15 protein-coding genes are annotated in these 16,214 nt (G+C 36.3%); 13 read left to right on the forward strand and 2 right to left on the reverse strand.

The window, feature by feature from the left end; genetic code table 11:
- Window positions 1–24 precede the first annotated feature (24 nt).
- The 5 genes from ACMZ42_RS02870 (at window position 25) to ACMZ42_RS02890 (ending at window position 3,363) form a co-directional block, all read left to right on the forward strand.
- Window positions 25–978, forward strand: a complete 954-nt coding sequence (locus ACMZ42_RS02870; protein ID WP_415730486.1) for a helix-turn-helix transcriptional regulator — start codon at window positions 25–27, stop codon at window positions 976–978.
- A gap of 64 nt (window positions 979–1,042) precedes the next feature.
- The gene (locus ACMZ42_RS02875; RefSeq protein WP_370081425.1) at window positions 1,043–1,606 is read left to right on the forward strand and encodes a GyrI-like domain-containing protein; all 564 of its coding nucleotides are present in this window, start codon (window positions 1,043–1,045) and stop codon (window positions 1,604–1,606) included.
- Window positions 1,607–1,706: 100 nt separating this feature from the next.
- Window positions 1,707–2,126 (forward strand): DUF1801 domain-containing protein, encoded by a 420-nt coding sequence (locus ACMZ42_RS02880; RefSeq protein ID WP_370081423.1) that lies wholly within the window; start codon window positions 1,707–1,709, stop codon window positions 2,124–2,126.
- Window positions 2,127–2,472: 346 nt separating this feature from the next.
- Window positions 2,473–2,853 carry a hypothetical protein gene (locus ACMZ42_RS02885; protein WP_415730487.1) on the forward strand — a complete coding sequence of 127 codons (381 nt, stop codon included), beginning with the start codon at window positions 2,473–2,475 and terminating at the stop codon, window positions 2,851–2,853.
- 39 nt (window positions 2,854–2,892) lie between these two features.
- Window positions 2,893–3,363 (forward strand): NUDIX hydrolase, encoded by a 471-nt coding sequence (locus ACMZ42_RS02890; RefSeq protein ID WP_415730488.1) that lies wholly within the window; start codon window positions 2,893–2,895, stop codon window positions 3,361–3,363.
- Window positions 3,364–3,394: 31 nt separating this feature from the next.
- On the opposite strand, the gene ACMZ42_RS02895 is transcribed toward ACMZ42_RS02890, so the two are convergent.
- On the reverse strand, window positions 3,395–4,570 hold the full coding sequence (locus ACMZ42_RS02895; protein ID WP_415730489.1) for an aminotransferase class I/II-fold pyridoxal phosphate-dependent enzyme: 1,176 nt from the start codon (window positions 4,568–4,570) through the stop codon (window positions 3,395–3,397).
- A 221-nt stretch (window positions 4,571–4,791) separates the two neighbouring features.
- Here ACMZ42_RS02895 and ACMZ42_RS02900 point away from each other — a divergent pair, with 221 nt between their 5' ends.
- Window positions 4,792–5,607: a hypothetical protein gene (locus ACMZ42_RS02900; protein WP_415730490.1), complete on the forward strand. Its 816-nt coding sequence runs from the start codon at window positions 4,792–4,794 to the stop codon at window positions 5,605–5,607.
- 46 nt (window positions 5,608–5,653) lie between these two features.
- Here ACMZ42_RS02900 and ACMZ42_RS02905 read toward each other — a convergent pair whose 3' ends face one another.
- Complete coding sequence (locus ACMZ42_RS02905) at window positions 5,654–6,448, reverse strand: enoyl-CoA hydratase/isomerase family protein (protein WP_415730491.1); 795 nt, start codon at window positions 6,446–6,448, stop codon at window positions 5,654–5,656.
- 343 nt (window positions 6,449–6,791) lie between these two features.
- Between ACMZ42_RS02905 and ACMZ42_RS02910 the strand changes: the two genes are divergently transcribed.
- The 7 genes from ACMZ42_RS02910 (at window position 6,792) to speE (ending at window position 16,148) form a co-directional block, all read left to right on the forward strand.
- The gene (locus ACMZ42_RS02910) at window positions 6,792–7,667 is read left to right on the forward strand and encodes a tyrosine-type recombinase/integrase (RefSeq protein WP_415730492.1); all 876 of its coding nucleotides are present in this window, start codon (window positions 6,792–6,794) and stop codon (window positions 7,665–7,667) included.
- A 614-nt stretch (window positions 7,668–8,281) separates the two neighbouring features.
- Window positions 8,282–9,496 carry a formaldehyde dehydrogenase, glutathione-independent gene (fdhA, locus tag ACMZ42_RS02915; RefSeq protein WP_415730493.1) on the forward strand — a complete coding sequence of 405 codons (1,215 nt, stop codon included), beginning with the start codon at window positions 8,282–8,284 and terminating at the stop codon, window positions 9,494–9,496.
- A 1,045-nt stretch (window positions 9,497–10,541) separates the two neighbouring features.
- The gene (locus ACMZ42_RS02920) at window positions 10,542–11,039 is read left to right on the forward strand and encodes an LURP-one-related/scramblase family protein (RefSeq protein ID WP_402871590.1); all 498 of its coding nucleotides are present in this window, start codon (window positions 10,542–10,544) and stop codon (window positions 11,037–11,039) included.
- 1,152 nt (window positions 11,040–12,191) lie between these two features.
- Window positions 12,192–13,367: a methionine adenosyltransferase gene (gene metK / locus ACMZ42_RS02925; protein WP_415730494.1), complete on the forward strand. Its 1,176-nt coding sequence runs from the start codon at window positions 12,192–12,194 to the stop codon at window positions 13,365–13,367.
- Window positions 13,367–14,863 carry an aminotransferase class I/II-fold pyridoxal phosphate-dependent enzyme gene (locus ACMZ42_RS02930; protein ID WP_415730495.1) on the forward strand — a complete coding sequence of 499 codons (1,497 nt, stop codon included), beginning with the start codon at window positions 13,367–13,369 and terminating at the stop codon, window positions 14,861–14,863. The genes metK and ACMZ42_RS02930 overlap by 1 nt, the downstream gene beginning before the upstream one ends.
- Window positions 14,860–15,294, forward strand: coding sequence for an adenosylmethionine decarboxylase (gene speD / locus ACMZ42_RS02935; RefSeq protein WP_082172725.1), 435 nt, complete (start codon window positions 14,860–14,862; stop codon window positions 15,292–15,294). Before ACMZ42_RS02930 ends, speD begins: the two co-directional genes overlap by 4 nt.
- A complete protein-coding gene (gene speE / locus ACMZ42_RS02940) occupies window positions 15,294–16,148 on the forward strand; it encodes a polyamine aminopropyltransferase (RefSeq protein ID WP_415730496.1) in 855 nt (284 codons plus the stop codon). Before speD ends, speE begins: the two co-directional genes overlap by 1 nt.
- Window positions 16,149–16,214 lie beyond the last annotated feature (66 nt).

A 16,214-nucleotide genomic window follows, 5' to 3' on the forward strand; every position in this document is an offset into this window, starting at 1 on the left:
ACATAGAAATGGGGGTTACGTATATTGAAACTGGAAAGGCTCTTATCTATTATTATTCTTCTACTGAACCGTCGAAAGGTGCAGGCTAAGGACCTGGCGGAGCAGTTTGAGGTATCCATTCGGACGATATACCGAGATATTGACTCAATTAATGCAGCTGGCATCCCGATCGTCACCTATCAAGGAACAAACGGTGGCATTGGTTTGTCAGAAGGTTACCGTTTGGATCGAAATCTGCTAACAAATGACGAGCTTGCTACTATCGTTACTGCTCTTCGCAGTATCTCCACTTCATACGGCAAAGAGCAAAACCAACGACTTGTAGAAAAAATAAATAGTGTCGTACTACCAGCACATGAAGAAGAATTTCAACATAAGACAAATCGCGTACTAATCGATTACTCTCCTTGGGAAGGTATTGAACGTCTCCGTCCGAAACTACAACTATTAGACGAAGCAATAGATAGCAGTATATTAGTGTACTTCACCTATTCGAATGCAGAAGGTGAAGTATCCCAGCGAATAGTAGAGCCACATATGCTTATGCTGAAAGGAAGGCAATGGTATCTACAAGCTTATTGTCTAGAAAAAAAAGAGTTTCGCCTTTTTAAACTAAAAAGAATGAAAGGGCTCGAGGTAGATCGTGAAAGAAACTTCATTCGTCGAGATCCAGCTACTCAGAAGCATGTCGAAGGCAAGCGTAAATTCAAGCCATCCGATGTACCCGAAGTTGTCTTTCAATTCCAGGATGAAGCTCGGCATTTAGCAGAAGAGTGGTTTGGTATTGAAGAACTTTTGCCAGTTGAGGATGGCAGTTGGCTAGTAAAAAAGGCGTATCCAGAAAATGAATGGCTCTATAGTTTCATTCTTAGCTTGGGACATCATGTAGAGGTGCTTGAGCCTCAACATTTACGGGAAATCATTGCTAGTCGTGCGGAAAAAATAGCGATAATTTATAAAAATGACAAAGCAACATGACAATCAGTTGTCAGGTTTATTGTTTTATACTGGTTTCATTCTATAATAAGGAGAATGATTTAGGATGAAGCAAAACGAACAAAAAAGTATGACTGACTGGAATCACGTATCGTCTGAAGATAACATTACTACGAAACGAATTGAACCTAGCCGAATTGAGGTACTATCCTCCTTCACGTTAGCTGGAATTAGTACCGTTACAACAAATGAAGCTGAACAAAGCCAAAATGGCAAAATTGGTAAGTTGTTTGAAAATTTCCATTCTCAAAATATTGGTAAGAAGCTAGGAGCTCATATCCAAGAGGATGGTCATTATAGCTGTTACTTCAACTATGATCAGGGAGATGCGGGACTTTATGAAGTAATGGTCAGCGTACATATAAAGGAAGAATTACAACTTCAAAACCTAGATATGATAAAAGCATTTACTGTTCCTGCTTCAAAATATGCTGTATTCGTCACAGAACGTGGACCAATTATAGAAATGGTTCAGCGTACTTGGGCTGATATTTGGCAATGGTCACAGCAGCCAGGCAATAACCGAGCATTCACAGGTGATTTTGAATATTATAGCAAGGGTATTAATCCAGAGGACGGGCAAGCAGAGATTTATATTTCGATAAAATAGCTTTCGGGTTGTATTAGACAATTTGAATTGCTTGTAGAAATTTATTAATCGTACGATTGAGTATTGATTAGTTTGTTATTTTAAAAAAGGAATGATGAATATGAGTACAATCGAAAATACCAAGGTGGAAGAAGTATTCAAACAGTATCCTAAACACATTCAGTCGAAACTATTTATTCTTCGTCAGTTAATTTTGGATACGGCAATAGAGACAGAAAGCGTTGATCATGTGGAAGAAACGCTAAAATGGGGAGAACCTAGTTATATCACAAAAAAAGGGAGTACAATTAGATTAGGCTGGAAACAGTCAAGCCCAGATCAATATGCCATGTATTTTAACTGTAATACGAAGCTAATTGATACGTTTAAAGAGGTTTATAGAGATTTATTTAACTATGAAGGTAATCGAGCGATTGTATTTGCTGAAAATGATGAAATACCAGTAAATGAATTAAAACAGTGTATTGCATTGGCACTCACTTATCATACTCGAAAACATCTACCAATGCTTGGGATATAATAAATAGACGTGTAAATTATAAGAAGAGGATTCCGGGCTATGCCATTATTAAAGTGCTTGTGACACATTTCATTCAAGCTGCGTTATAATCGTTACGAGGATGAGATGCATCAAAAATATGATGTGTAAGAAGAAACAGCTACTGCGAAAGTGCAGTAGCTGTTTTTTTATAAAAATATTAATAATTAATATTGAAATCAAAGTTCACAACCTTATTCAACGTGAAGGATCCAAAGCAACAGTGTCATTTTTTAATAGAGTAGAAGTGTAGTATCCATACAATTTAAATCTGCTGTAAAATAGGAGAGAGAAGTGTTGATGGATATTTGTAGAAGGAGGTGTTTTTATGAAGAAGATGTTATTAACAATCGGAATAATAATTATCCTCGTTGGAGCATTCGTATTTTACAACAAACTCTATCTTCCACCACTCCCTATAGAAAATCTAAGCAAAAAAGCTGTTATAGAAAAAATAAATGATACCGAGAAACAACTTGTTAAATTGTCGAATGAAAACGGTTATGAGTGGTATGTAATAAATGAACGAAATATATCAGTAGCAGATGATATGATCAAGAAAATGGTTAGCCAAAATGGTTGGATTTTCAAACACAAGGATGGTAATGGACTCTTCTTTGAAAGACATGGTGAAAATTTGATTGTAGTGACACAAAAGTGGACTGGAGACTATTTGTTAGTGAAAATACCAGTCAATTTTAACGAATAAGGGAGTTGAATAGGAGCCTACGTATTAAAGGAGGATTTTATGGGATATATAAAGGATTTGCGTAAAGTAGTTGGAACCAGACCATTAATTATGTGTGGTGCTTGTGTATTAGTCATAAATAGTCGTAATCTGGTTTTATTACAACTTCGGATAGATAATGGATGTTGGGGGTTAATTGGGGGATCGATGGAGCTGGGTGAAACATTAGAGCAAGTTGCCCATCGAGAATTATTTGAGGAAACAGGACTGAAGGCAAAAAGTCTACAATTAATCAATACGTATTCTGGACAAGATTTTTATTATCAATATCCGCATGGTGATGAAGTTTATATAGTTGTTACAGCATTTGAATGTAAAGAATATAGTGGCCTACTTGTTCATGATCAAAATGAGGCAACAATGCTACAATTTTTCTCTTTAGATGATTTACCCAAAAATATTAGTCCACCTGATAGACCGATACTTGAAGATTACATAATAAGCAATGGCAAAAACCCTTCCAACTATTAAAGTTAGAAGGGCTTTCATGTTGTTTAAATGATTATTTTTGTGGTGTAACTTGCACTTGTGCTAAACGATCAACAGCTTCCTGTAACAATTCTTTTGGTTGTACTAAGGCTAAACGTAAATAACCTTGTCCAGCTGAACCAAATACTGTACCAGGGACTGTCACGATACCAACTTGTTCAATTATTTTAAAGGCTAGCTCTGTGCAATCAATATCGTACGGATATTTTGCCCAGACGAACATGCCACCGTCAGAAGGGGCTGCATCCCATCCTAAGTCACGTAAGCCGTTCATTAATGTTTTATGGCGTTCTGAGAATGTTGCACGTAGGCCTGCAGTAATTTCCTCTGCGTTATCAAGTGCTACGACTGCCGCATCTTGAATTGGCTCGAAAATACCGAAATCTAAATTTGATTTTAATTGTTTTAAAATCGAAATCATCTCAGCATTACCTGCGATATAAGCGATTCGTGTACCAGCTAGGCTAAAGCTTTTCGATAATGAGTTAATCTCCATGCCAACTTCTTTTGCGCCAGGAGCGGCTAGGAAGCTAATTGGACCATCTCCTGTAAAGTAGAACTCAGAATATGCTGCATCATGTAGAACGATGATGTTATATCTTTTCGCAAAGGCAATGACTTTTTCAAAATAGGCCATTGAAGGCATTGCAGGCACTGGATTACCTGGTAAGTTTAAAATTAGTAGTTTTGCTTTTTGCGCAATATCTTCAGGAACAGCGTCTAAGTCTGGTAAATAATCGTTATCAGCTGTTTGAGGCATATAGTAGGGAGTTGCACCTGCTAGATGAATTCCTGCATCATAGGCAACGTAAGCTGGGTTTGTGGATAATACAATATCTCCTGGATCACAAAAGGCGATTGGTAAATGTACTAAACCTTCTTGAGAGCCAATTGTTTGAATGATTTCAGAAGCGGGATCTAAATCTACATTGCTACGACGTTTATAATAACGACTAACAGCTTCATAAAAACGTTGCGTGCCTGTTAATGTATACCCGTAGGATTCTGCTAAGCCTGCTCTATACGATAAATGCTCGCGAATTTTAGCGTCAGGGGGGAGGTCTGGACTACCTAAGCTTAAGTCAATCAATTTCATGCCTTTTGCTTCCTGTAGCTTGGCATGATTTTTTAAATCTCCGAAGATTGCTGCTGTAAATAAAGACATTTTTTTAGATGGTACGATTTTCAAACTAGTACACTCCTTATAGTTCTATAACAGAATAGTAGTTCACATTTTATCATACTAAAGCACATAAAGGGAAAGTTATTCTGAAAAAAGAATATATTTCTATATTGAAGAAGATGTGTGCGTAGGCTAGCGGAAATAATTTAACTTATGTTGGAAATAATAATATTAACGGAAAAAGTGTCACGTTTTTGCTATCATGAAAGGGAAAGGAGCTGTTAGTCATGAACGTTTATTCTTTAAGTGGTCCAAGTGGAACAGGGAAAAGTACAAGCGCACTTGTTTTCGCTCATAAAATCGGAGTAGAGGCTCTTATTGATGATGGTCTTCTCATTGTCGATGGTGTGAAAGTAGCGGGAATCTCCGCAAAATTTGAGAAAAATACGATAACAGCCGTTCGTCGAGCTATTTTTACAGATGATACACATCGCGAGGAAGTAAAAAAAGCACTTGATACATATAAAGTACAATCGATTTTACTGATCGGAACATCCGATAAAATGACAAAAACGATAGCTCGACAGCTAGAGCTTGGTCCTATTGATCAATATTACTATGTTGAAGACGTACGTTCCCAAAAAGAAATTGCAAAAGCTCGCTTTATTCGACAGACACAAGGGAAGCACGTTATGCCAATACCGTACCGACAAGTCGAACAAAACTTTTTTATACGACTCGTTCAAAGAGGGATGGAGATTTTCTCTTCAAAGCGTGAAAAAATAGGGGAGACGACGATTGTTCGCCCGGATTTTCAACAGGAGTATATCGATATTGGAAAGCATGTTTACGTGCAGTTACTAACATATTGCTGTGCCAAGCAAGATATTTTACACAAAGTCGAGCACGTACAATTCGTATTAGGTGATCTAGCGCAAGCAACAATTACATTACAGCTAAAGCTACCCATTAATTATTCCTTACCAGATCGATTGTATGCATTACAAAAAATGATACAAGAGGAATTTCATCAACATTTTGGTTATGAATTAGATGCGATTCATCTCAACATTAAATCGGTAGTGCTAAAGCGGAAATCTTAACAAACAGGTACTCCATTCGCATGAGGGCGAGTAGAGTACCTGTTTGTTATTTTGATTGACGTGTAAAGTGAGGTTGACGTTTTTCTACAAAGGCACGGCAGCCTTCTTCAAAATCTTTACCAACAAACGGTGTTGAACCTTGCCATAAAGTTGGAGCACTGTCTACGCATTCTTGCACAGATTTCTTTACAGCTAGTAAAGATTCAGGAGACATTCCGGCAACAAGCTTACCCATGCGAATCATGTATTTATTTAAATCTTTTTCAGTGACTAAATAGTTAAGCATGCCTAGCTTGAAGGCTTCTTCAGCTTTAAACATACGACCGGTAAATACTAAATCCTTCGTTGTAGAAGGACCAACTAGTTGAACTAAACGCTGAGCAAATTTGTTATTTATGGTGATCCCTAATTTACCGACCGGAATCCCAAGCTTTGCTTTTTCTGAGCCAATGCGTATATCGCAAGCTAATGCAAGCTCTAAGCCAGCACCCATTGCAGGTCCATTAATGACGCCAATCGTTGGAATCGGTAAACGCTCAATTGTGGATATCGTTTTTTCCATATGTACAAATGCTTCTTCGGCTTTTTCAAGGGAAATAGCGTTGAATTCTTTAATATCAGAACCTGCCGTAAAGTTTTCGCCAGAGCCACGTAAAATCAATACTTTATTTTTCGAATTATCTAATACTTGTAGGGCAATTTTAGCTAATTGATCCCACATATTTGCTGTTAGCGCGTTTTTAGCCTGTGGGCGATGGATCGTAATAATCGCTAGGCCAGCTGTTTCTTGATAAATAATCTTTGCGTCTTCTGCTTCAAGTCGAGTTGTTTTTACTTGCATCTTGAAAAGCCCCCTACATTTTATAGTTGATACGTTTATTATATAACACAAATGATAATAAACACTAAATTATACGAATTTTCATGTAAATAAGCCCTGTTATACAAGAATAGGGTCATTTCAAAGAAATTGTACTACAACAGAGTGAGGGGGAATTACTATTGTAAGAAAACAAAAGATATGAGACACTGCTAGCGGACCATTTGAACAGTGGAAGCAGGATCGTGTATGCATACTACAGATTATCCGACATTATAATTTATATAAATTAATAATAAACGTACGCACCCAAAATATAGTAAACTATAGTAAAAACACGCACAGTTTTTAAGGAGGTAGCTAGATGAACACACTAGTAGACGCATGGAACAGTTATTTATTACTTTTAAATTCTTTAAAGAAGAGCGCAGCTACTAAAAAGCAGTACAATATCGATGGACAGCAATTTTTAGTGTTTGCTCATGACAATAACTACTTGTATGTGGATCATCATTTAAAAGAATTGTTATTTGTATATAGTAATTATTTGAAAGAGACTTATACAAATGTCAACACGTTTAATCATAAAATTGCTACAATACGAGGCTTTGTAGACTTTGTCTTTTTAAGAGAGTGGGTGGAGCCATTTGACTATGAAGGCATTTTACAGCCAAAAAAGAGGCAAAAAGAAGCTTTAACATTACTGACTAATAAGCAATTGATGCAAATTGCGAATATCTGGCCAACTTATTTTCAATACGCTAAAACTGTGGAGCATGCCTGGTTGGCAAGACGGAATGGTTGCATCGTTCAAATACTTATGGAAACAGGATGTAAGCCAGCAGAGCTTGTACGTATGAAATGGGCTCATCTTAACTTTGATTCATCTGTAGTTTACATTGCTAACAATAATGGACGTAGAGAAATGAAGCTTTCACCGATATTAATGGACATGCTCTCGCACTATAAGGAGGCAACAGAGGAATTACATGAAGAAAAGTTAGGAGAATGGCTTTGGGTAAGTGAGGTTAGTCAATCAAAAGCCATCTCAACAAAAACAATTGAGCGAATTTTCCAAACGATGTCAAAGGATATCGATACGAATGTGAGAGCTACGGATTTGCGCTACACTGTCATGCAAAAGGCATTTCAAAGTGAAAAAACAGTCGAAAATATTCAAGAAAAGATGGGTTATGTTCGAAAGTGGGTGCTTACTGAAAGACAGGGGCGTTTTGAATAAAGATGGATTTTTTATAAAAATGTTCAACTTTTTTCAACGAGTGTCCAAACACCCGCTAAAAAGTAACTTAAACCCACATTCATCTCACCCTCTATAGAGATGGGAGACTTCTTTATCTGTCGCTTCGCTTTCGCTACATAGAACATTTTCTGAAAGAAGTTAATATATGCACTTTTCATCACTCCTTAAATAAAATGTCTGTTTTATCATTTAACAATAAAGATAGGCGTACGATCGAAAATAGGTATTACGTTTTCATATTAGTTTCGGTGAACCGTACCACAAGTAAGTGAGATTCTATTCATTTAATGGAGCGTTGATTAAATAGAAAAAATAGACCTAATAGTATGAACTAAAAGAAGAGAGTCAGTTCTTTATGGACTAACTCTCTTCTTTTAGTTCATATGCAGTTTGCAAGGAAAAAAATCTCTACTTAATTGGAATGGGTGAATTCAATTGTAAAGTTGAGAAATAGACGTGAGAGATAGAGCCATTTCGTTAAACAAGAAATGAATAATTTGAACGAACGAATAATATTTTTCATAAGAATGATTAGGACAAAGTGGCAATATATATAGATTGTATGAATTTATGATATAGGGGAGGAATTGCAAGTGGTTGGAAATAGAGCTGTGGCCTATATGGGCTCCGGAAAAGTAGAAGTGCAAGATATTGGTTTTCCAGATTTGGTTTTACGAGATGGACCAGGGGTAAATCCACTTAATGTAGGACGCAAATGTGATCATGGTGTTATTTTAAAGGTAGTAACAACTAATATTTGTGGAAGCGATCAGCATATGGTGAGGGGGAGAACTACAGCTCCGACAGGATTAGTTCTAGGCCACGAGATTACAGGAGAAGTGATTGAAGTAGGCCGAGATGTTGAATTTATTAAAAAAGGTGATTTAGTTTCTGTTCCATTTAATATAGCTTGTGGTCGGTGCCGTAGCTGTAAGGAGCGGAATACTCATATTTGTGAAAATGTAAATCCAGATCGTCCTGGTTCAGCATATGGTTATGTCGATATGGGAGGATGGGTTGGAGGTCAATCTGAGTATGTAATGGTGCCATATGCCGACTTCCAATTATTAAAATTTCCTGATAAAGACCAAGCAATGGAGAAAATTAGAGATTTAACAATGCTTTCAGATATATTTCCAACTGGATATCATGGTGCCGTAAGTGCAGGTGTGAAACCGGGATCAACTGTGTATATCGCAGGTGCAGGTCCAGTTGGTCTCGCTGCTGCTCATTCAGCTCAGTTACTAGGAGCCGCTGTAGTAATTGTAGGAGATTTAAATGAAGAAAGGTTAGCTCAAGCTAGAAGCTTTGGTTGCGAAACAGTTAATTTACGAAATCATTCAAACCTAGGAGAGCAAATCGACCAAATACTTGGAGCACCTGAAGTAGATTGTGCTGTAGATTGTGTAGGATTTGAAGCATCTGCACATGGGGCTAATGCAGTTGAAGCACCTGCTACTGTTTTAAATTCTATTATGCAAATAACACGTGCTGGAGGACGTTTAGGTATACCGGGTCTTTACGTAACCGGGGACCCTGGTGGAATTGATGAGGATGCAAAAATTGGTACGTTAAAAATTCGTCTTGGCTTAGGATGGGCTAAAGCACATACTTTTGTAACTGGTCAAACACCTGTTATGAAATATCATCGCGATTTAATGGCGGCAATTTTGAGTGGAAGAGCTCAAATTGCGAAAGCTGTTAATGCTACAGTAATATCATTAGACGAAGCTCCAAACGCATATCAAGATTTTGATAAAGGGGCTGCCAGAAAATTCGTCATCGACCCACACGGTCTAGTAAAGTAAGAGATTTCTACAGGAGTTAAATTGAAATAAGCATAGAGGACAAACCTTTGGCTACTTTTCAATAAGAACTAGATAGCATGCTGATATCCTAAGGAGACTTTGAACTTCATTTCTCAAAGTCTCTTTTTGTTGTTGCTTATTTACCACAAGTATATTTGTATTCAGGTTGTGTCTGAATGAAGAAACCACTTCGAACTTGTCCTGTCCAGTTTTGTAAGGATTCGTACCTACTGTTGTAGTATTTGAAAACCAGATAAGTGGAGTGAAAGAAACAAGCTGTTCAGCATCTCCCTAAACACCGCCAGCCGGAATAGTACTTTGTTTAACCAGCAGTAAAGGAAGCCCATATTAGAAAGCCAAAGAAGGTTCAATTTGTAGGAATGGTAAATATGATTCACCTTGAGGAGTAAGAGTTAATAGGTTTTAGTAGAGCGGCTGCACAGCCATAGCTTAACTTATGGCTTGTAGTTAATAATCGTGTAGAAATCGAAGATGAAGATTGGTCGAAAAATATTGAAGTTAAACAAGTACTTGATGGATTAAATTCAATAAACTCTTTACTTACTATTTAACTTATACTTTTTTAATATTATAATACTCTGTGTATTTGATTGTTTATCATTATCTTGGAGCTTGTGTTGATTTTAAAAGAAGAGACGAAACTAGCTTTTCAATGGATTCTAATAAAATCAACCATTGTGTTTAACAGAGCTTATAGTTTTTACATCCTAGCGAGTAATCAGCGAATTGGTTTTAAAAGAAAATGTACGGGACCTCATTTAGATACATTACGGGGAACCGTATCATAAGTAAGTACGTTTTCTCTGTAAAAAAACAATAAGCCTATTTAAGATATAGCAGTCTTGAATAGGCTTTATTTCTATGATACAAGTAAGAGAGTTATTTATATGGTGAATATATATAAAGAAAATATTTTTCTCCTAGGCAAATTTCATTAAATATTATACATATAAAACACACTTCTGTAATTATTGTCTATGATAAAAATGATTTTAGTAATATGCTATTAAAAAGGAGGCGTAGTATGAAGCAACTTTTTATAAAGCAGAAGGTATTCAGTTTAAGTGGAAAATTTACGGTAAAGGATCAGCAGGAGAAGGATGTTTATTACGTGGAGGGCAGTTTTATGCAAATTCCAAAAACGTTCTCCATTATGAATGCAGCAAGAGATGAGGTCGCGCTTATTACGAAAAAGGTGTTCAGCTTTTTACCGAAGTTTTTTGTTGAAGTAAACGGTCAAGAGGTGTTAACGATTAAGAAGGAGTTTTCTTTCTTTAAAGCACGCTATACAATTGATGCGGCAGGCATTGAGGTAGAAGGTAACTGGTGGGATATGGATTTTCAAATCTTACAGCATGGTGAAGTCGTCGGTAAAGTGAATAAGGAGTGGTTCACTTGGGGTGATAGCTACAAGGTACAAATATTGAATGAAGAGATGGAAGCTATCATTATTGCGCTCGTTGTCGCAATTGATTGTGTAAAGGCTGACCACGCTACTGCTTCCTCAGCAGCGGCGACTTAACGTAGGGACGTACTATATAAAATGCTTAGAGGTTTTCTTTAGAAATTCAAATTTTGGAAATATATTAAAAAAGTGGGGAATCTCAAAAGAATTCCCTGCTTTTTATTATGGAATTTTTATGTGAAGACCTTAAAGTATAAAAAGATAAACTATAACAGGTTAAATCGATTAAGAGTTAGTCTGTTTTTTGTTTATACTTACTACTTTTTTAATAAAATTGAATTTATGAAAAGAAACTTATCACTTTGGCAGTATTTACCTCAATTTATGATTCTGTTAGCGATTGCTGCCGTTTTTTTTCTAGTCACGGTATATAATTTTGGCCGAAATAACGATGTTCGAAATTTTGCATAAAATAGTTTATAAATTTTTATAAAAAATGCAGCTAGAACTTGGTGCAGTAAACCGTATCATAAATAGAGTCGGTTTTAAAACATAGATAGAGGTGATACAAATTAATGTATCACCTTTTAGATCGTTTACTTACTAAGAGGAAACATTTATATGTTAATGAATTTATAAATTTGATTACCTTTATCCAATAACACTTATCAATATCCCTTCAGAAGAACTCTATAATTGACCGAAAATAATATTCTGAATTATAGAAATTTAAATATTTTCTATAAATAAAAGACTCTAAAAATTCCTATATCTACCTTTGCTGATCTAAAATTTTTTATGCTTACAATATGTTATTTTGACTCATCTATTAGCTAATTTAATAGGAGTTCGTTCTATTATTATTAATATAAAACCTATGATGTATTATTATGCATTTTTCATAATAAATATTGAACGTTTACAAAATGTTACACTTAGTATTTTTGTGTGCAAAAGGGTATATGAATTAATTTTCATAGCGATAAATCATGAAAAAATAAATTGACACTCAATTGTTTATGACTTAATATGAGTCTCAGCATAATAATATAGCTCTTATTAATAACCGTTGAGACGAGGGGTCGAAGATACGGTGGCCAAACAATTTAGTTCATCATGAATTAAATCCAGTGGGCCGAACCTGAGCACAAAATTTACTTTTGTGAACAATAAGAGGAACAGCAGCTGATAGTATTCGAAGCTTTCCTTAAATTGGGTGAGCTTTTTTTTATGCCCTAAAATCTATTATTTTGTTAGGAGCAGTGAAAATTGTCAGAAAAAGTATTATTCACATCGGAGTCTGTATCGGAAGGACATCCAGATAAAATTGCAGATCAAATCTCAGATGCAGTATTAGATGCAGCATTATCACAAGATCCGTTATCACGTGTGGCATGTGAAGTATTCACAACTACAAACACAGTAATTGTTGGTGGAGAAATCACAACAAAAGCAGAACTTGATATCGAAAAAATTGCCCGTGATACCCTAATCGGCATTGGTTACACAGATGATAAGTTCGGCATTGATGGTCATAACTGCAATGTACAAGTTTTAGTACACACGCAATCTCCTGATATCGCAATGGGTGTTGATTCTTCAAGCGATACAAAAGAAGTTGGTGCAGGTGACCAAGGGATTATGTTCGGTTTTGCGACTAATGAAACTGAGAACTATATGCCTTTAGCAATTGAAATGGCGCATATGCTTGTAAAACGTGCAACGGAGCAACGTAAAAATGGTCAATTCAAATGGGCTCGCCCAGATATGAAATCACAAGTAACCATTGATTATACAGATAGTATGCGACCTAAAATTGATACTGTTTTAATGTCAATACAACATGATGATGATTTTGACCGAGTAGCATTCATTGATTACGTTACAGAAAATGTAATTAAAGCTGTTGCGAAGCAATTTGGTATGAATGAAGACTTCCGCATTTTAATTAATCCGACTGGTCGTTTCGTAGTAGGCGGACCACACGGAGATGCAGGTTTAACAGGACGTAAGATTATTGTTGATACTTATGGCGGCGCAGCTCGTCATGGTGGTGGCGCATTCTCTGGTAAAGACTGTACAAAAGTTGACCGTTCAGCGGCTTACGCAGCACGATACGTTGCGAAAAATATTGTTGCAGCAGGCTTGGCAGATAAATGTGAAATCCAATTATCATATGCAATTGGTGTAAGTGAACCAATTAGTATCGCTTTAGAAACATTTGGTACAGAAAAAGTAGCGAAAGAAGAAATTTTATTAGCGATTCGACAATTGTTCGACTTAACGCCAACTGGCATTATTAACATGCTAAATCTACGTAAACCACAATATCAACAAGTTGCAGCTTATGGTCACTTTGGACGTAGTGATGTAAACGTAACTTGGGAAATAACAGACAAAGTTTCGGAATTACAGCAACTCTTAGCAGTTGCTATGGGACAATAATGCAGTGCGTGCAAGATCGAGTGGCTACAGAGGAGTTTTTAGTCACTCAAGACCGCATGCCATTATTTGAAGCTTTGGTCAATTATGCTAAACAAGAAGTTACGCCGTTTGATGTACCTGGACATAAAATGGGGCTACAAGAAAACCCATTAAAATGGGCGCTTGGCGAAATGACATTAAGAATGGACGTAAACTCGATGAAGGAGCTTGATTTATTAAGTCATCCGGAATCGGTTATTAAAGAAGCTCAGCAATTAGCTGCACAAGCATTTAATGTAGACTACGCTTACTTTTTAGTAAATGGAACTACTGTAGGTATTCTGGCGATGATTTTAGCGACATGTAAACAAGGAGATACATTGATCGTTCCTCGTAACTGCCATAAATCAGTTATGAACGGCATTATATTAAGTGGAGCAAAACCAGTATTTATTCAACCTGAAGTTGATCAACATTTTGGTATTGCACACGGAATTTCAGTTGAACATGTAAAATCGGCGCTTGCAGAAAATCCACAAGCGAAAGCTCTACTTGTGACGTATCCAACCTATTTTGGTTCGATGAATAAACTACAAGAAATTTGTCAACTCGCACATGAACAAAATGTAATAGTTATTGTTGATAGTGCACACGGAGCGCATTTAACATTTTTACCTGATGCAAACGATGCGATTAGTGCTGGTGCAGATGCAGTAACGATGAGTATGCATAAAACTGGGGGTTCATTAACGCAAAGTTCGCTTCTTTTACTACAAGAAAAACGAATCGATTCGAAGCATTTGCAAAAGGTATTAAATATGCTGCAAACGACGAGTGCAAATTATTTATTAATGAGTTCTTTAGATGTAGCACGAAGGGATTTAGCGTTGTATGGACAACAACGTTATAGCAATTTAAAGTCAATTGTTGATGCGGCAGTTGAAGAAATTGAAAATAATTCACGCTATGAAGTACTTAAAGCTGAATACGTACATCAAAATTTCAATCAATCATATGATTGGACGAAACTTGTTATTCGTGTGAACGATATCGGTTTAACTGGTTTTCAAGTTTACACAATATTGAAACAACAGTATGGAATTCAATTAGAACTTGCTGAAGGATATGTCATAATGGCAGTCATTAGTCATGCTGATACGAATGAAACAATTGGTAAATTAGTACATGCCTTAAAAGATATTGAACTTAATCACGTAAAAAAAGATGCGATTCAGTCAACTTATGTGACAGCGAATCAAATAAATAGATTAGCAATGACACCGCAACAGGCTTGTAATGCAGAGACAGAAACAGTTTTAATTTATGATGCGATAGGTCGAATTAGTGCAGATTCATTAATGATTTATCCACCGGGAATACCATTAGTAATCCCCGGAGAAGTTATTTCAGAGGAATTAGTAGAACTATATAACTTCTATTTTCTCAATTTTGGGAATGTTCTAAACGAAACTGAAGAAGAAAATTATATAACAGTCGTAAGGGAGATAGATAAATGAGCATTGAATTATCAACATTAGGTAGACACGTATTAATTGAATTTTATGGTTGCCCAAGTGAAATTATTGAGCAAAACGCTTTAATCGAGCAGTTTATGAATGAAGCTGCAGACTATTCTGGGGCAACAATTGTAGAATCTTGCTTCCATCATTTCAACCCATATGGTGTTTCGGGTGCAGTCATTATTGCTGAATCACATTTAACGATTCATACTTGGCCAGAATACGGATTTGCTTCTGTAGATGTCTACACTTGTGGCGACTCAGTAAGTCCTTGGAAAGCAGCTGAATATTTAGAACAAAAACTGCAAGCGAAAAAGACAGAATCGTTTGAAGTACCTCGTGGAATGGCTGATAAAATTCGCCAATTTGCAGAACAAGAAATTGATACAATTCTAGTAAAACAAGAAGTATTAGAGGACGTGATTTAATGAAATGGTATACAGAACAATGGAGCAATCACTGTAAATTTTCAATCGGATACAATGAAGAGATTCATAGTGAACAATCTCCGTTCCAAAAAATAGATTTTTATAAAGGTGAGGAGTTTGGTACTTTCTTCACTTTAGACGGATTGATGATGGTCAACGAAAAAGATGAGTTCGTTTATCACGATATGATTACGCACCCAGCATTCGCTACCAATCCAGATATAAAAAAAGTATTAATTATCGGTGGTGGTGATGGTGGTACTGCTCGTGAAGTACTACGTTACGCATCAGTAGAAAAAGTAGTAATGGTTGAAATCGATGAGTTAGTATTCCGTTTAAGCCAAAAATACCTGCCAATTACAGCTGCTGGTGTTGAAGAAGATCCACGTATGGAAATGATTTTCGATGATGGCTTAGCTTACGTTCAAAACGCAGCTGATCAATCATTCGATTTAATATTAGTAGATTCTACTGATCCAATTTCAGTCGGTGAAGGTTTATTTACAACAGCTTTCTATAAAGAATGTTACCGTGTATTAAACGAAAAAGGAATTCTAATTAACCAACATGAATCACCATACTTCACGGAGTATGCAGAAAACATGCGTAAAGCACATAAAAAAATTAAAGATATTTTCCCAATCGCAAGCGTATATCAATTCCATATGCCAACATATCCATCGGGACACTGGCTATTCGGATTTGCTTCAAAAGCGTTACATCCAATTAAAGATGTTCAAGTAGATGCTTGGGACAAATTCGCTCTAAAAACGAAATATTACAATACAGATTTACATGTTGGTGCATTCGCCCTTCCTACATTTGTAAAAGAGGCGCTTGATCGTGATGAATAAACTTTAAAACTCTTACGACAGAGGATTATAGGGACTTTGTAGAGCTTGTTGCGAAGGAAGTTGAGA

This window comes from Lysinibacillus sp. NPDC056185 (genome assembly GCF_047737915.1).
In the GTDB taxonomy this organism is placed as follows: domain Bacteria; phylum Bacillota; class Bacilli; order Bacillales_A; family Planococcaceae; genus Lysinibacillus.